Origin of the sequence: Pantoea alfalfae, from assembly GCF_019880205.1 — a bacterium.
In the GTDB taxonomy this organism is placed as follows: domain Bacteria; phylum Pseudomonadota; class Gammaproteobacteria; order Enterobacterales; family Enterobacteriaceae; genus Pantoea; species Pantoea alfalfae.
On the sequence record NZ_CP082292.1, the window covers coordinates 668523 to 683393 of the forward strand.

Genomic DNA, 14871 nt, shown 5'->3' on the forward strand with positions numbered 1-14871 from the left:
TGCTCAGCGTCAGCAACAACAGCAGGTCTGTTCTTCTGCCCGATCCGGTAAATTTCTTGCCTGATTCTCCAGGCTGCTGGCGGTTCAGGCATTCGCGCGGCACACTGGCTTTTTGTCCGAAAAGGAGTCGCTATGGCGCACGATGCACTCTGTCACCGGCTGGCACAGCAGGTAGTCACCTTAATGACTCATGGTCGCGACCGTCTTTGCCCGGTCGAAAATGTGTCACTGATTTATGCTAATCAATATCGTCCCCGTACGCCGATGATGTATCAGCCCGGCATTGTTATCCTGTTTCAGGGCAGCAAAACCGGCTATCTCGGCAGCACCGTGTTTCAGTATGACGCCAGCAAATACCTGATGCTGACCGTGCCGCTGCCGGTGGAGTGCGAAACCTGGGCCTCGCCGGAAATACCGATTGCCGGGCTGTGTCTCAGGGTTGATACCGCCAGCCTGCAGGATCTGCTGATTGAAATCGGCGACGACGATCAGTTTCAGCCTCAGCCGCAGACTTCGGGTATCCACTCGGCGTGGCTGACGGAACCGATGCTGTGCGCCGCGGAGCGGCTGCTGGATGTGATGACCCAGCCGCGCGATGCGCGCGTTCTGGGGCCGCACATCGTGCGTGAAATTATTTACTATGTGCTGACCGGTCCGATCGGCGGCGCGCTGCTTTCGCTGGTGAGCCGACAGACGCAGTTCAGCCTGATCGCGCGTGCCCTGCGACGGATTGAGAATCACTATGCGGAAAACCTCAGCGTTGATGCGCTGGCAGCAGAAGTGAACATGAGCGTCTCAGCCTTTCACCATAACTTCAAAGCGGTGACGCAGACCTCGCCGTTGCAGTATCTCAAGCGCTATCGCCTGCATCAGGCGCGACTGCTGATGCTGCACGATGGACTAAAGGCGAGTGCGGCGGCGGTGCGGGTGGGCTATGAAAGCCCTTCACAATTTTCGCGGGAGTTTAAACGCTATTTCGGCGTGACGCCGGGGGAAGAGGTGAGTCGTGTCAGGCAGACGGTAGCGGATCCGTCCGCCTGAGTGGCGGCGGATCCGAAAGCCAGATGCGCGTCAGGCGCGTTTCTGGCGACGCTTTTTCCAGATCACCACAATGCTGCCGGACAGGCCGAGCACCAGCAACACCATCGGCAGTATCATCAGGATCGCCATCACCTGATCTTCATGACGCTTGATAAACGGCACCTGACTGATGCCATAGCCAAAGGCAACGACAATGCCGACCCACAGCACGCCGCTGAGCCAGTTAAACAGCTGAAAGCGGCCATTCTGTAAGCCTGCAATGCCCGCCATAGTCGGCAGGATCGTGCGGATAAAGGCGAGAAAACGGCCGACCAGCAGCGCCATCAGCCCGTGACGGTTAAACATATTCCAGGCGCGCTGGTGATACTGTGCCGGCAGATGCATCAGCCAGCTCTTCACCAGCCGGGTATTCCCCAGCCAGCGGCCCTGCAGGTAGCTCAGCCAGCAGCCCAGGCTGGCAGCGGTCGTGAGGATCACCATTGTCGGCACAAAATCCATCACCCCTTTGGCCACCATCGCCCCGGCCAGCAGCAGCAGGCTGTCGCCTGGCAGGAAAGAGGCGGGCAACAGACCATTTTCCAGAAACAGCGTCAGGAACATTACGCCGTATACCACCCACACTACATCCGGATTTGCCAGTGCGGCAAAATCCTGATGCCAGAGCGCCTGGACAATCTCGTGTAAAACACCCATTAGCGATTCCATCACGTCACAAGGAACAATCCGTCTGCGTTCAGACAGCGCAGTGATTTCACTGATAACCTGAACGATGCGGGATAAATTTTAACAACAAATGAGCCGGTGCCCGGCAAACTCTGCGGGCCACCGCTACGTGGTTTATCTTCTGTTTACTTTCTGTTTATCTGACTTAGCGCGTCAGGCGTGAAAAACCGGCCTCCAGGTCAGCCAGCAGATCATCAACGTGCTCCAGACCAATATGCAGCCGCACCAGCGTGCCGGTGAAATCCACACCGCCCGCCGGACGAATCTCTGCCAGCTCTTCCGGCTGATTCGCCAGGATCAGCGATTCATAACCGCCCCAGGAGTAAGCCATGCTGAAATGATGGAAGTGATCGAGATATTCCGCCAGTTGGGGCGCGCTTAATTTTTCCTGCAGGATGAACGAGAAGAGGCCGCTGCTACCGTTAAAATCGCGCTGCCAGAACGCATGACCTTTGCTTTGCGCCAGTGCCGGGTGATTCACTCGTGCCACTTCCGGGCGCGCCGCCAGCCACTCTGCCACCTGAATCGCACTCTCTTCATGCTGACGCAGACGGGTACCCAGCGTACGCAGACCGCGACTCGCCATGTAGGCGGTATCGGCATCCACCATCTGGCCCATCAGGTAAGAGTTCTCACGCAACTGGTCGATACAGCGCGCATTGGCGACCGCCGTGCCGATCATCGCATCGCTGTGACCAATCAGATATTTGGTGCCAGCCTGAATCGAAATGTCGATACCGTGCGCCAGCGCGTTAAACAGAATACCGGCCGCCCAGGTGTTGTCGATCATGATGATCGCCTCGGGCGCTTTAGCGCGTACCGCTGCCACAATCGCCGGAATATCCTGCACTTCCATCGTTATCGAAGCAGGCGATTCCAGGAAGACAACACGGGTGTTGGGCTGCACCCGCTCACCGATTTCACTGCCGATGCAGTGATCGAACCAGCCGGTGGAAACCTGCAGCTTAGCGAGAATTTTTGTACAGAAGTCCTGTGTCGGTTCATAGACCGCGCCGCTCATCAGTACGTGGTCGCCCGCCTCGACAAATGCCAGAATCGCGTTCGCGACGGCCGCTGCGCCGCAGGGATAGAGCACACAGCCTGCGCCGCCTTCCAGCTCGGTCATCGCATCCTGCAGTGCAAAGTGCGTCAGGGTGCCGCGACGGCCATAAAAAAGTTCGCCTTTTGCCCGACCTGCGGTGGCGCGTTTTTTCTCCGCAACCGTATCAAAAACCAGCGAAGAGGCGCGCTGAATGACGCTGTTCACCGAGCCCTGGGTATAACGCTTGCTGCGTCCCGCACTGACGAGCGTGGTATCAATTTTTCTGGTGGTCATGAGTCGCCTTTACCGCTTCAGACTAAGCCCTCACGTTATCACGAAACGGCCAGCAGGGTTGAGACTCAATGGTGATTATCAGAGTGCGTCGCAGGAAAAAAACCGGCCCGTGAGCGGGCCGGAGATTGATGACTAAGTGTGGCCCGGTTAGCTGTGAGACCGAGCCAGTGCAGGAAACCCGGTCAGACCGGAAAGGCGCTTACGCCAATCCCTGGCTCGCTCGGCCCGTTGCCGGGCCAACGCGTTGCGTTGTTCAAAAACGCTCCCGGCGTTTTTTTCCGGGCGGCGGGCCGCTTTCCTCCTCTGACCGTGTTCCCTGCCTGTTGATCTAATCCATCGCTGCCAGTTGTACCCTGATTCGAGTTTGTCAGCAGTCTGAGACCCGCAAGCGAGCCGGTTTCCATTGCCTTACATGACGCCCATCAGGCGCGGCAACCAGAGTGAAATAGCGGGAATATAAGTAATCAGCATCAGCACCAGGAACAGCATGCCGTAGAACGGCAGCATCGCCCCGACGACCTGCTCAATCTTCTGCTTACTCACCGCGCTGGCCACAAACAGCACGGTGCCGACCGGCGGCGTAATCAGTCCGATGCCCAGATTAGTCAGCATGATCATGCCAAAGTGAACCGGATCGACCCCCAGCGCGGTGGCTACCGGCAGCAGCACCGGCGTCAGGATCAGAATCAGCGGCGCCATATCCATCAGCGTGCCTACGACCAGCAGCAGGATGTTGATGCACATCAGGATCACATATTTGTTATCGGAGAGGCTGGTGAACGCCTCAGTAATAATGGTCGGCAGCTGCATAAAGGTCATCACTGCGCCGAACCCGGCTGCGAAAGCGATCAGTACCATCACGATGGTGACGGTTTTAATGGTGCGGAACAGCAGGATATGCAGCTGGCTCCATTTAAAGTCGCGATAGATGAACATGGTGACAAAGAAGGCCCAGATACAGGCAATCGCAGCGGATTCCGAGGCGGTAAAGATGCCGGAGAGGATCCCCCCCATGATGATCACGACCGTAAACAGACCCCAGAACGCGTCGAAGAAAATCTTCAGCGCCTGACGAAACGGAATACGCTCGCCTTTGGGATAGCCGCGTTTATGGGCAAAGCCCAGACACATCACCATCAGGCATCCGCCGAGCAGCAGGCCAGGGAAGATCCCGGCAACAAACAGCGAGGAGATGGTGACCATGCCGCCGGTCGCCAGCGAGTAGATGACTGAGTTGTGGCTGGGGGGCGTCAGCACCGCCTGTACCGAACCGCTGGCGGTCACCGCCGCGGCGAAGTCACGCGGATAGCCTTTCTCCTCCATCTGCGGGATCATTACCGAACCAATGGAGGCGGTATCCGCCACCGACGAACCGGAGATAGCGCCAAAGAACGTTGAAGCGACGATATTAACCAGCGACAGCCCGCCGCGAATAAAGCCGACAAAGATATAGGCGAAGTTGACCAGCCGGCGGGCGATGCCGCCCTCGGCCATAATCGCGCCCGCGAGGATAAAGAACGGAATGGTCAGCAGGGAAAATTTGTTAATCCCGTTGGTCACCTGAATCACCACCGCCTCCAGCGGCAGGTCGATCCACCAGGCCCCGATAAAGGCGCTCAGTCCCACCGCAAAGGCGACCGGAAAGCCCACCATCAGCAACACCAGCAAACTGCCTATCAAGATCAATGCATCCATTTTTCTGCTCCGCGTTAGTGGGTGCCGCCCAGCGTGACAATCGGTCGCTGGCTCTGATCGCCGCTCAGCAGGCGCTCAACAACAAACAGCAGGGTGAAGATCGCGCCAATCGGGATTGGCAGATACATCTCGCCATAGGTCACCGCTGGAAGTGACGCGAGGGTCTGAACCCACATCGCTTCGCACAGGCTATAACTGGCCTGGAAGATCACCAGGCAGGTGATAATCATCAGCAGATCGCTGACGCGCAGCATGAGGCGCTGCCGGGCAGGCGACAGGCGGTCAGTGACCATCGATACACAGATATGGGTTCCGGCGCGCAGACCCACCGGCGCGCCGATAAAGGTAAAAATAATCATGCAGATAATGGCAACCGGCTCCGGCCAGGAGAGCGCGCCGTTCATCACGTAACGGGCGAAGATCCCAATCGGGATGACCGTTACCATGATCAACAGCGCCACGGCGGCCACCAGCATGCAGAGCAGATAAAGCCCATCCATCAGACGCGTATAAGCAGACATAATTGATACCTGATTAAGCACGCCACACGGCAGTGTGGCGCGGGAAGGGTTATTTCACCTCAGCGATCCGGGTCATCAGATCCTGATATTTGCCGCCAAACTGATCGCGTACTGGCTGAGTCGCTTTGACGAAATAGTCACGGTCAGTCTGCTGGAAGGTGACGCCGCCCGCCTTCATTTTGGCGATCGACTCTTCGGTATAGGTCGCCCAGAGCTGACGCTCCTCATCCTGTGCTTCTTTGCCGAGCTTTTTCAGCAGTGCCTGATCTTCGGGTTTCAGGCGATCCCAGGCGCGTTTTGAAAACAGGATCATCTCTGGCTGGATAAAGTGGCCGCTGAGGGTGTAATACTTCGCAACCGGCATGTAGTTATGAGCGACAAAGGTCGGTGGGTTGTTCTCGGTGCCATCGACCACGCCAGTCTGCATCGCACTGAACACTTCACTGACGCCCATCGCCACCGGATTCGCGCCCATCGCTTTCAGCGTCGCCAGCGAGATGGCGCTATTCTGCACCCGGATCTTCATGCCCTTAAGATCCTCCGGTTTCGCCAGCGGCTTCTTAGTGATCATGTTGCGCTCACCGGCATCGGTCCAGCCCAGGAACACCATGCGGGCATTGGGATCGTTGTCGAACTTGTCGGCGATCTCGCGGCCTATCTCGCCATCCAGCACTTTGTGCATGTGATCAACGTCGCGGAAAACGTAGGGCAGGGTCAGCACGCTGGTTTCCGGGGCAATCGAGGTGACCGGCGCCAGCGAGACGCGGATCATATCGATGGCACCCAGCTGCACCTGTTGCAGCGTCTGATCTTCATCGCCCAGTACGCCACCGGCGTAGAGCTTCATCTCCAGCCGTCCATCGGTGGCCTGTTTCAGTTTGTCGCCCATGTGTTGCAGGGCGACCACGGTGGGATAACCGGCAGGCTGTACTTCAGCCACTTTAATCACCTGTGCCGTGGCGGTGGCGCTCGCTATCATCGCCGCCAGGGCACTGGCTACGCATGTTTTCATCATTCTCATTATATTGTCTCCCGCAGAGGTAAGACGGCCTGCAGTCTGGGCTAACTGCAGAGGGCCGTGAGGAGCCAGCATAGTGAAAACGCGTCTGAGTAAAATGTAGCAATGCTGATTGAATGAATTCCGTCACATTTTGAAACGTTGTTTTAATAAATTTTCATGCAGCTTCACATTTTCGAAACATCCTCACAAGCCGTGCCTGAACCCGCTCAACAACAGGTCAAGAGCGCAGATCAGCTTTGTAAATACTAATGAGAACTACTATCAATTCGCCACCGTTTTGCTATTATTTGCGCTTGTTTCGCATCCCTGAATCAGAAGTTGGAGAAGCAGCGTGGTAGCCAGTGATTTGATGCAAACGGACCTCTCCGTTTGGGGCATGTATCAACATGCCGATATCGTGGTAAAGGTGGTCATGATTGGCCTGTTATTGGCCTCAGTGGTGACCTGGGCGATCTTCTTCGGCAAATATGCCGAACTTAGCGCGGCTAAGCGTCGCCTTAAGCGTGAGCAACTGGCACTGGGCGAAGCCCGCAATCTGAATGACGCCGCCCGCATTGCCCAGTCGTTTACCGGGCACAGCCACAGTGTGGTGCTGCTGAACGATGCGCAAAATGAACTTGAACTGTCGGCGGGTGTGGAAGATACCAACGGCATTAAAGATCGCACCAGTTTCCGTCTTGAGCGCCGTGTCGCCGCCTTCAGCCGCCATGCAGGACGGGGCAATGGCTTCCTGGCGACTATCGGGTCTGTCGCACCCTTTATCGGCCTGTTTGGCACCGTCTGGGGCATCATGAACAGCTTTATCGGCATCGCGAAAACCCAGACCACTAACCTTGCGGTGGTGGCACCGGGTATTGCCGAAGCGCTGCTGGCGACTGCGATTGGCCTGGTCGCTGCGATCCCGGCCGTCGTCATCTATAACGTTTTTGCCCGCATGATCGCCAACTACAAAGCCTCGCTGGGGGATGTCGCTGCTCAGGTGATGCTGCTGCAGAGTCGTGATATCGACCTGGGCACCGTTGCCAAAGAAGTTCCGCGTCCTGCGACCGCCCAGAAACTGCGCTTAGGGTAAGTTGTTATGGCCATGCGATTAAACGACGATCTGGAAACCGATGGTGAAATGCATGAGATCAACGTGACGCCGTTTATCGACGTCATGCTGGTGCTGTTGATCATCTTTATGGTGGCCGCGCCACTGGCCACGGTTGATGTGCGCGTTAATCTGCCCGCGTCCACCAGCGCGCCGCAACCGCGGCCGGAAAAGCCGGTCTATCTGTCGATTAAAGCGGATAAGCAGCTTTACGTGGCTAACGATCAGGTCACGCCGGATTCGCTGGTTAACGTGCTGACCAGCCAGACGCAGGGCAACAAAGAGACCACCATTTTCTTCCAGGCAGACAAGTCGGTAGATTATGAAACGCTGATGAGCGTGATGGATAAGCTGCGCACGGCGGGCTACCTGAAAATTGGTCTGATGGGCATGGAAACTGTGAAGAAATAGCGGGTTATCCGGCATAATGAAAAGGCGACTGTTAAGGTCGCCTTTTTTTATGGCGGCGCTTCAGCCAGATAAAATCAGGCAGATCGGCGGCCAGGCGGATCATTTATGCTGCCTGATTTGAATTGTTAATTGGTTGTTACTCATGTACACAGAATTGTAAAGTGCAATGGTGAGCCAGGTCACATTAATCTCGCCTTAGTCAGGCTAAAACGGCTAAAAAACAACAGGAAGCCGTCATGAGTCACACCCCGTCTTTACAAAAGCCGCCGAAAAGTGCGGCCCGAACCATCTTTAACGTCACCAGTGGTAACTTTCTGGAGATGTACGATTTTATGGTGTTTGGCTATTACGCCACCGCCATTGCCAAAACTTTCTTTCCCGGTGATGACCCGTTTGCTTCCCTGATGCTCACCCTGATGACCTTTGGTGCTGGTTTCCTGATGCGCCCGCTGGGGGCGATCATTCTGGGTGCCTACATCGACCATCACGGTCGTCGTAAAGGCTTGTTGCTGACGCTGGGCCTGATGGCGATGGGTACCCTGACCATTGCGCTGGTGCCAGGCTACGCCACGCTGGGCGCGGCGGCACCGATTCTGATCCTGCTGGGACGCCTGTTGCAGGGCTTCTCGGCAGGCGTCGAGCTGGGTGGCGTGTCGGTCTATCTGGCGGAAGTCGCGCCGAAAGGTCGTAAAGGCTTTTTCGTCAGCTGGCAGTCGGGCAGTCAGCAGATTGCGGTTATTTTTGCCGCGCTGCTGGGCCTGATGCTGAATCATCTGCTGGCGAAAGAGGCGGTGACGGAGTGGGGCTGGCGTATCCCGTTTGTGGTCGGCTGTCTGATTGTGCCATTCCTGTTCTACATCCGCCGGATGCTGGAGGAGACCGAAGCGTTCAGCAAACGTAAACATCACCCGAGCATGACGGAAATCATGCGCTCAGTTGCCAGTAACTGGGCGCTGGTGCTGGCGGGTATGCTGATGGTGGTCACCACCACGGTAATGTTCTACATGATCACTGCCTTTACCCCGACCTTTGGTAAAACCGTGCTGATGATGAGCGACAAACAGGCGTTTCTGGTCACCCTCTGCGTCGGTGTCTCAAACCTCTTCTGGCTACCGCTGATGGGCGCGCTGTCGGATCGCGTCGGTCGTCGTCCGCTGCTGATCATCTTTACCCTGCTGATGATTGTGACTACCTGGCCGGTACTGCATTGGCTGGTGGGATCGGCCAGCTTCGCTCATCTGCTGGAAGCGGAACTGTGGCTGTCGTTTCTTTATGCCAGCTACAACGGTGCGATGGTGGTCTATCTGGCGGAGATTATGCCTGCTGAGGTGCGCGCCGCCGGTTTCTCCATGGCCTATAGCCTGGCGACGGCGCTGTTTGGCGGTTTCACGCCTGCCATCTCCAGCTATCTGATCCATGCAACCGGTGACAAAGCGATGCCGGGCGTCTGGCTGACCTTTGCCGCAGTCTGTGGGTTGATCGGCACGTTGCTGATTGGCCGGATGGTGAAGCAGTATCAGACCCGTCACAGCGCTACGCCGGTCAGTGCTTCACTCTAAAACGACAAATCGACCACCACGCTGTCGCTGTAGTTACCGGCAGGCGGCGTGTTCTGCGTGGTCAGGATGCGCGCGGTGTAGTTAAAGCCGCGCGTCAGTCCATCCGTGGATACCGCCGTCGAGGTGGTACTGCTCCAGCGTTCCGTGCCTGCCGATCCCCAGCGATTGCTGGTGGTACTTTTATAAATTTCATAGCTCAGCCGATTCGCGCCGCTTGCCATATTCCTGACGCTACCCGCCGCATAGCTGCCATTGCTCAGCCCGACGGTATAGGTGCTGCCTTTGCTGCACAATACGTTGATGGTCTGCGAGACGGCGGAGAAGCTGCCGACCAGCGGCGCGCTGCCAAAGCTGATATTGGGCGAGGTGATCGTCGTACAGTCATTGGTCAGGATAGCGGTGATGTTAATCGGAATTACGCCGCTACCGGTCTGCTCACTTAAGCAGAGATTGCCCACCCCGACGCTGGTGCAGATGCGATAGGTCACCGCCATGTTCAGCGTCACCTGATAGGTTCCGGCGGCGACCACCTGTCCGGGAACGGTGCGCAGATAGACCGGGATGGCGAAGTTAAGGCTGCCCAGCAAGCCCGCCAGGTTGATCAGGGTCTGCGAACCATAGACAAACGGCGTGCCGCCAATCGTCAGTTCAGTAGCGCAGGCCGTGTCGGTGCAGAGCCGCACCGGCACATTATCACTGCCGGTATCACCGCTGCGTTTCAGCGTACCGCGCGTGCCGTTGCTATTGGTTGCGCCGGTCAGCTGAAAGGTTATCTGGTTATTGCCTAGCAGCGACAGCGACGAGCCGGAGCCACAGTTGACGTTGGCGTTGGTGGTGACCGAACTGACGGTGGTATTCGCTACAAAGGTGGTGACCGAACCAAAGCTCGCTGTGGAGGCGGGCAGGGTACAGGCTGCGTAACCCAGCGATGGCAGTAACAGCAGCAGACCAGCCAGTAACAGAGATCTCATCATAGTGGGTTTCCGGACGTAAAAGGTTCAGCAGGCGCGGCGGCGCTACCTGCAACTGGAGCCGGCAGCGCGCAGGTCAGGGGGCCATAGGTTTTCAGCGCCTGCGGCTGACCGCTGGCGATATGCAGTTCGGTTTCGCAGCGGCGACCATCGGGCGTCACCACTTCGATCGGGTTGCTGGCGGTAAGATCTTCCATCCAGACGATACCATCCCAGCCGACATATCCGGTGGGATGGTCAGGCCGCTGTACAAGGCTTGAGACCGGCAGCGGCTGGCCCTGCGCATCAACCAGGATTACGCTGGCGGCGCGCAGTTTCTCCACCGGGAAGTTGAGGAGGTAGCCGCTCTGGCGTTTCACCGCAAAGCGCTGCTCAACCCGCGGCGTGGTCATATCTGCCGGCAGGTCGAGGGTGTCGATATCATATTTGGCCGGGTAATAGCTGCTGATGGCGGGCACCAGCAGATAGCCCTGTTGATTGGTGCGTCCCATCGACTGATTTTCATAGCGCACGTTCACGTCGGGATAGCTTGTTTTCACCAGCACAAAGGCGTCGTTGATGGCGTTAGCGGCAAAGACGCTGTTATCCATTAACACCAGCGCACCCGAGAGATCGGCCCATTGCGTGAGGTTGTCATCATCGCCATAGAAGCCCGCTGAGGTATCAATCTGGTTGTTGCGATAGCGCAGACTGCCCTGACGATAATCGCCGCTGTCTCCGCTCTGATTCGCCCACGAGGCATCCCAGGCGAACCCGCCGTCGCTGGGCATGGCGCTGGAGGCATAAACGCGCTGACTGTCGCGGCCACGCTGATCGCGTTCGGTGCTGAGGGCAACGCTGCCCTGTTCGCCAAACGGGATCACCAGCGAGATGGCACCGGTCCAGCTCTTCTCTTCCTGATCGCGGCTGGCCGAGACATACAGACTGCTGTTACCCCAAAGATTTTTACTCCACGAAAGGTTCCATAGCCGGGTGCGATCGCCCTGACCGTCGGTGATGTCGATGAAGGCGGCACCAACGCTGCCAAAGCGATTCAGCGAGACGCTGGCGCTGTACTGCGCACTGCGGCGTGAGAGTGCGTAGCGGCTATCCGCCTGACTACCGGCACGGCTGCCGACCAGCGCCAGATTGCCGAAGTCGCTGCTGCGCTGGGTCTGCTGCGTGCCGATGTTGAACCAGCGGTTGTTGTATTGATATCCCCAGCTATATTGCCTGCCGCTCTCCCCATCGAGCTGACTTTGCGCCACCGCGCCGTTGACCACGCCCCAACTGCCGACGCGCAGCTGACCACCCAGCCCACCCATTGCCAGCGTTTCGCTGCCTTCGGCGTGGCTCTCCAGCGTCAGCCAGTCGGTCATACCGTAACGATAAGAGCCACTGGCCGCGGCCTCACCATAATCGAAATTCTTTATGCCGTAGTTTTCGCGGATTGCCCCGGCAGAGAAGGCGTAGTCCGACAGCCCCGATTTCAGCAGGTTACTGGAGACGTAAAACGGCATGGTGGTGGTGACGCGGCGGCCAACCGCATCGGTGGTGGTGATCACGGCATCACCCGCGCCGTTAACAAACGGCACATTGGTCATCGACCAGGGGCCAGGCTGCACGTTTGCCTGGCTGGAACGATAGCCGTTGATAAAGAGATCGACGGTGGAAGGCACGGCGGCCTGACCGGAAAAGGCGGGCAGCGGATAGGTTACCAGATCGGGACGGACGCTGAAGTCGCGGCCGACGCGGATGCCGCCGAGCCGCACACTGCTGCTCCAGGCCAGCGAATCGGTGATCAGATCCCCGACCCGCCAGCTTACCGCCGTGTTCTCATCTTCATTGCTCCACCAGGTGTCGTAGCGGATATAGCCATCATCCTGATAAGTCGTACTGCCTTCCAGCTGCTGTTGCCAGACGCCGTTAGTGGAGAAATGACCGGCATCACCAAACAGCCGCAGTTCGTTCCAGGCGGACAGGCGGGAGCCAATGTTATCCGTGCGGCTGGCGTAAAGATCATAATTAATCAGCGCGCCGCTGCTGGTACGGCCCGGATAGCGGGGCCCGTTCTTCGCCTCGCCAATGACCTGACCGGGCAGCCACTCAGGCGGTACGGTCAGCAGCAGACGCTGTCGCGCAGCGTCATACTCCACTTTGATGGGTTGCAGCCTGCTGACATCGACCTGCGGCTGCTGGCCCAGCTTATCCGCTGGCAGGCCGGCACGCTGCAGATCGCCGCTGCGAATCCAGAAATGACCGTCGCGCTGCTCTACCGGCACAATATTGCCGTTCTCCTGCTGATTAATCACCAGCTCCAGCATATAACGCTGACCGCTGCCGCTGGTCTGCAGGCTGGGTGGCGGGGGCAGGGATGAGTAAGTCTCCGCCAGCACAGGATCCGGCGTAAGGGCGTAAATCACGCTGGCCACGGCCAGCCCGCAGGGATGCAGGGAAAACGGTCTCATTCAGCGCTTACTTATTGGCGGCGCTGCGCCACGGGCTCTTGTTAACCTCTGCGGTGAGCTCGCCGCTTACCGGCGAGGAGAGCGGCCAGCGGTGATAGCTGTCAGCCAGCACATACCCGTATAATCCTTCGCCCAGTTTGCGACCGCCAATCGCCACATTGCTCAACCGGGCGTGACCGCTGCCGCTGTTGGTTAACTGGAGCCAGCGCCTGCCGCCCTCGCTAATCTGTTGCCAGCGCAGAGCCGGGCGAGCGCTGTCTGTGTTCAGCCCGGCGCCATAAACAAACAGCGGCACCGAATAGCGCATCTGGAAGGTCAGCCCGGCCTGATTCTCGCCGGGATTACGCGGGGTCGGGATCTCATCCAGCACCACCCGATAGGCCAGCTCTTTACCGGCCGCAGGCGGCGTCTGTTTAATCAGCCTGACCAGCTGTTTCTGGCCCGGTTCCATCCGCACCATCGGCGGGCTGGCGACCACCTGCTGCTGAGTCTGATACTGCTCCTGGCCATTGTTCTGCTGCCAGCTGAAGACGCGGATCTGCATCATGGTGGTGCTGTTACCGCGATTCTCCAGCCAGAGTTCGCTGGCTTTCTCTTCAGGATTAATGGCGGGATCGATGGGCCAGATCATGACCGAATTCGCGGCGAAGGCCGGGGAGAGCAGGGTGGAACTTAGCAGCAGCAACAGAGCGCGCAGTGGCTTCATGATCATATCCTTGTTTTCTATCACCTCACCAGCTCAGGGTGACGGTCAGCGTGTCGGTATAAACGCCGGCGCGCGCAGTGCCGGGCAGTTGTAGCTGACCGTAGATCGGCAGCGTAATGTTATTGGCATTGCTATAACTCAACGGCACCGCCTGATTGACCGGGATCACCGTGGTGCGGCTGGCGTTGCTAAAGAGCGTGTAGGGAACGGTATTGCTGAAATTGGGCAGCTTCAGGTTACGGGTCGTGGTGAAATTGTTGCCCTGATTAATGCTCATGCTCAGCGTGGTGCCTGGCGTACAGGCGAGATTAATCGAGGTGCTCTGCAGATAGCTGGCGTTGACGGTATTCGCCGCCACGCCAGACTGCGTACCGAAATTAAGCGTGCCAAAGACGCCGGTATTGGTACCGGATATCACGCAGCCTGCCACAATCGACGCGGTAACCTGAAAGGTGCTGGTAGGCAGACTCCAGGCGCTGATACTCCCTGTCAGCAGGAGCAGACCGCATGCGATCGTCAGGCAGGATCGCCAGAGAACCACCCGTATTTACCTGCGACAGCAGTTAATAGTTCACGGCAACGTTAATCGTGTCGGTATAGGTTCCGGCAGGGATCAGGGGGTTAAAACCGCCGCCGACCACCCGGCCATAGATGGCGTAGTTGGTCCCCAGCGTCGGATCGGTGGTACCGCTGGCGGCGATAGGCGTATTGTTGGCGATCGCCGTGGTAAAGGAGGCGTCACTGTAAAGGGTATAGGCGATGCCCTGCGCATTATTCGATCCCAGTATCAGATAACGCGGCGACGTTGAGGCGGTGCCATAGATAGTGGCTGGCGCAGCATTGCTGCTGGTGACCACCACGTTGTAGTCCTGACCGGTGGTGCAGCGCACAAAAATACCGTTACCGGCTGCACCGACCAGGGTGGCGTTCAGGGTATCAAAGGTGGCAGCACTGCTACCAAAGTTCAGGGTACCGAAGTTAACGCCCGCCGTGGCTGACTGACCATTTACCAGGCAACCGGTAGTTAGCGTTAACGTGGCATTGATGGTTCCCGAGGTCGTCGCCGCCTGGGTTAATGATGGAACAGCAACTGTTAATCCTGCAGCGGCAAACAGAAAAAGCTTGAGTTTCATAATATTTCCTTACGGATTATCGAGAGTCAGTGCTTTTTCACCCGGTGTTTATTAACGATTCAACCCAAAGTAAGGAAATAAAAACAATAAGGCGGGCAGCGCCGCAGTCTTAAGAAAAATCTTAGACTTAAGGATTATGATTTATATCAGTTTTACTTACTATAGATCAGTTAAAGCGTTAGGCGAAGCGCTGCCGTTTAATTTTCGTTAATCAAAT

The 14871-nt window shown here is 57.5% G+C and carries 14 protein-coding genes; 4 read left to right on the forward strand and 10 right to left on the reverse strand.

Annotation, left to right across the window (positions count from 1 at the left end):
- Nucleotides 1-132: 132 nt before the first annotated feature.
- Complete coding sequence (locus tag K6R05_RS03235; RefSeq protein ID WP_013359043.1) at nucleotides 133-1041, forward strand: AraC family transcriptional regulator; 909 nt, start codon at nucleotides 133-135, stop codon at nucleotides 1039-1041.
- Between the two features lie 30 nt (nucleotides 1042-1071).
- Here K6R05_RS03235 and K6R05_RS03240 read toward each other — a convergent pair whose 3' ends face one another.
- The 5 genes from K6R05_RS03240 to K6R05_RS03260 all read right to left on the reverse strand — a co-directional run bounded on the left by K6R05_RS03240 (nucleotide 1072) and on the right by K6R05_RS03260 (nucleotide 6337).
- Nucleotides 1072-1734, reverse strand: a complete 663-nt coding sequence (locus K6R05_RS03240) for a DedA family protein (protein WP_033733897.1) — start codon at nucleotides 1732-1734, stop codon at nucleotides 1072-1074.
- Nucleotides 1735-1909: 175 nt separating this feature from the next.
- The gene (gene metC, locus K6R05_RS03245; RefSeq protein ID WP_161735006.1) at nucleotides 1910-3100 is read right to left on the reverse strand and encodes a cystathionine beta-lyase; all 1191 of its coding nucleotides are present in this window, start codon (nucleotides 3098-3100) and stop codon (nucleotides 1910-1912) included.
- A 408-nt stretch (nucleotides 3101-3508) separates the two neighbouring features.
- Nucleotides 3509-4795 carry a TRAP transporter large permease gene (locus tag K6R05_RS03250; RefSeq protein ID WP_161735008.1) on the reverse strand — a complete coding sequence of 429 codons (1287 nt, stop codon included), beginning with the start codon at nucleotides 4793-4795 and terminating at the stop codon, nucleotides 3509-3511.
- Between the two features lie 14 nt (nucleotides 4796-4809).
- Complete coding sequence (locus K6R05_RS03255; protein WP_161735011.1) at nucleotides 4810-5316, reverse strand: TRAP transporter small permease; 507 nt, start codon at nucleotides 5314-5316, stop codon at nucleotides 4810-4812.
- 49 nt (nucleotides 5317-5365) lie between these two features.
- Entirely contained in the window at nucleotides 5366-6337 is a 972-nt protein-coding gene (locus K6R05_RS03260; RefSeq protein WP_161735014.1) for a TRAP transporter substrate-binding protein, read from the reverse strand.
- A gap of 349 nt (nucleotides 6338-6686) precedes the next feature.
- On the opposite strand from K6R05_RS03260, the gene exbB reads away from it, so the two are divergent.
- The 3 genes from exbB to K6R05_RS03275 all read left to right on the forward strand — a co-directional run bounded on the left by exbB (nucleotide 6687) and on the right by K6R05_RS03275 (nucleotide 9397).
- On the forward strand, nucleotides 6687-7409 hold the full coding sequence (gene exbB, locus K6R05_RS03265; RefSeq protein WP_222924979.1) for a tol-pal system-associated acyl-CoA thioesterase: 723 nt from the start codon (nucleotides 6687-6689) through the stop codon (nucleotides 7407-7409).
- Nucleotides 7410-7415: 6 nt separating this feature from the next.
- A complete protein-coding gene (exbD, locus tag K6R05_RS03270) occupies nucleotides 7416-7838 on the forward strand; it encodes a TonB system transport protein ExbD (RefSeq protein ID WP_222924980.1) in 423 nt (140 codons plus the stop codon).
- A 236-nt stretch (nucleotides 7839-8074) separates the two neighbouring features.
- Nucleotides 8075-9397 (forward strand): MFS transporter, encoded by a 1323-nt coding sequence (locus K6R05_RS03275; RefSeq protein WP_161735020.1) that lies wholly within the window; start codon nucleotides 8075-8077, stop codon nucleotides 9395-9397.
- Here K6R05_RS03275 and K6R05_RS03280 read toward each other — a convergent pair.
- From K6R05_RS03280 to K6R05_RS03300, 5 genes are read right to left on the reverse strand one after another with little or no spacing between them, the layout of a single operon-like run.
- Nucleotides 9394-10371 (reverse strand): Csu type fimbrial protein, encoded by a 978-nt coding sequence (locus tag K6R05_RS03280; protein ID WP_161735024.1) that lies wholly within the window; start codon nucleotides 10369-10371, stop codon nucleotides 9394-9396. The genes K6R05_RS03275 and K6R05_RS03280 overlap by 4 nt on opposite strands.
- The gene (locus K6R05_RS03285; protein WP_222924981.1) at nucleotides 10368-12815 is read right to left on the reverse strand and encodes a fimbria/pilus outer membrane usher protein; all 2448 of its coding nucleotides are present in this window, start codon (nucleotides 12813-12815) and stop codon (nucleotides 10368-10370) included. Before K6R05_RS03285 ends, K6R05_RS03280 begins: the two co-directional genes overlap by 4 nt.
- A 7-nt stretch (nucleotides 12816-12822) precedes the next feature.
- Complete coding sequence (locus K6R05_RS03290) at nucleotides 12823-13521, reverse strand: fimbrial biogenesis chaperone (RefSeq protein ID WP_222924982.1); 699 nt, start codon at nucleotides 13519-13521, stop codon at nucleotides 12823-12825.
- 25 nt (nucleotides 13522-13546) lie between these two features.
- Nucleotides 13547-14062, reverse strand: a complete 516-nt coding sequence (locus K6R05_RS03295) for a Csu type fimbrial protein (protein ID WP_161735038.1) — start codon at nucleotides 14060-14062, stop codon at nucleotides 13547-13549.
- 22 nt (nucleotides 14063-14084) lie between these two features.
- Entirely contained in the window at nucleotides 14085-14654 is a 570-nt protein-coding gene (locus tag K6R05_RS03300) for a spore coat protein U domain-containing protein (RefSeq protein ID WP_161735041.1), read from the reverse strand.
- Between the last annotated feature and the right edge of the window lie 217 nt (nucleotides 14655-14871).

What these genes read in the sequence shown, in the direction of transcription:
- K6R05_RS03235 (WP_013359043.1), top strand. Translation starts at nt 133, where the DNA reads ATGGCGCACGATGCACTCTGTCACCGGCTGGCACAGCAGGTAGTCACC.
- K6R05_RS03240 (WP_033733897.1), bottom strand. Translation starts at nt 1,734, where the DNA reads ATGGGTGTTTTACACGAGATTGTCCAGGCGCTCTGGCATCAGGATTTT.
- metC (WP_161735006.1), bottom strand. Translation starts at nt 3,100, where the DNA reads ATGACCACCAGAAAAATTGATACCACGCTCGTCAGTGCGGGACGCAGC.
- K6R05_RS03250 (WP_161735008.1), bottom strand. Translation starts at nt 4,795, where the DNA reads ATGGATGCATTGATCTTGATAGGCAGTTTGCTGGTGTTGCTGATGGTG.
- K6R05_RS03255 (WP_161735011.1), bottom strand. Translation starts at nt 5,316, where the DNA reads ATGTCTGCTTATACGCGTCTGATGGATGGGCTTTATCTGCTCTGCATG.
- K6R05_RS03260 (WP_161735014.1), bottom strand. Translation starts at nt 6,337, where the DNA reads ATGAGAATGATGAAAACATGCGTAGCCAGTGCCCTGGCGGCGATGATA.
- exbB (WP_222924979.1), top strand. Translation starts at nt 6,687, where the DNA reads ATGCAAACGGACCTCTCCGTTTGGGGCATGTATCAACATGCCGATATC.
- exbD (WP_222924980.1), top strand. Translation starts at nt 7,416, where the DNA reads ATGGCCATGCGATTAAACGACGATCTGGAAACCGATGGTGAAATGCAT.
- K6R05_RS03275 (WP_161735020.1), top strand. Translation starts at nt 8,075, where the DNA reads ATGAGTCACACCCCGTCTTTACAAAAGCCGCCGAAAAGTGCGGCCCGA.
- K6R05_RS03280 (WP_161735024.1), bottom strand. Translation starts at nt 10,371, where the DNA reads ATGATGAGATCTCTGTTACTGGCTGGTCTGCTGCTGTTACTGCCATCG.
- K6R05_RS03285 (WP_222924981.1), bottom strand. Translation starts at nt 12,815, where the DNA reads ATGAGACCGTTTTCCCTGCATCCCTGCGGGCTGGCCGTGGCCAGCGTG.
- K6R05_RS03290 (WP_222924982.1), bottom strand. Translation starts at nt 13,521, where the DNA reads ATGAAGCCACTGCGCGCTCTGTTGCTGCTGCTAAGTTCCACCCTGCTC.
- K6R05_RS03300 (WP_161735041.1), bottom strand. Translation starts at nt 14,654, where the DNA reads ATGAAACTCAAGCTTTTTCTGTTTGCCGCTGCAGGATTAACAGTTGCT.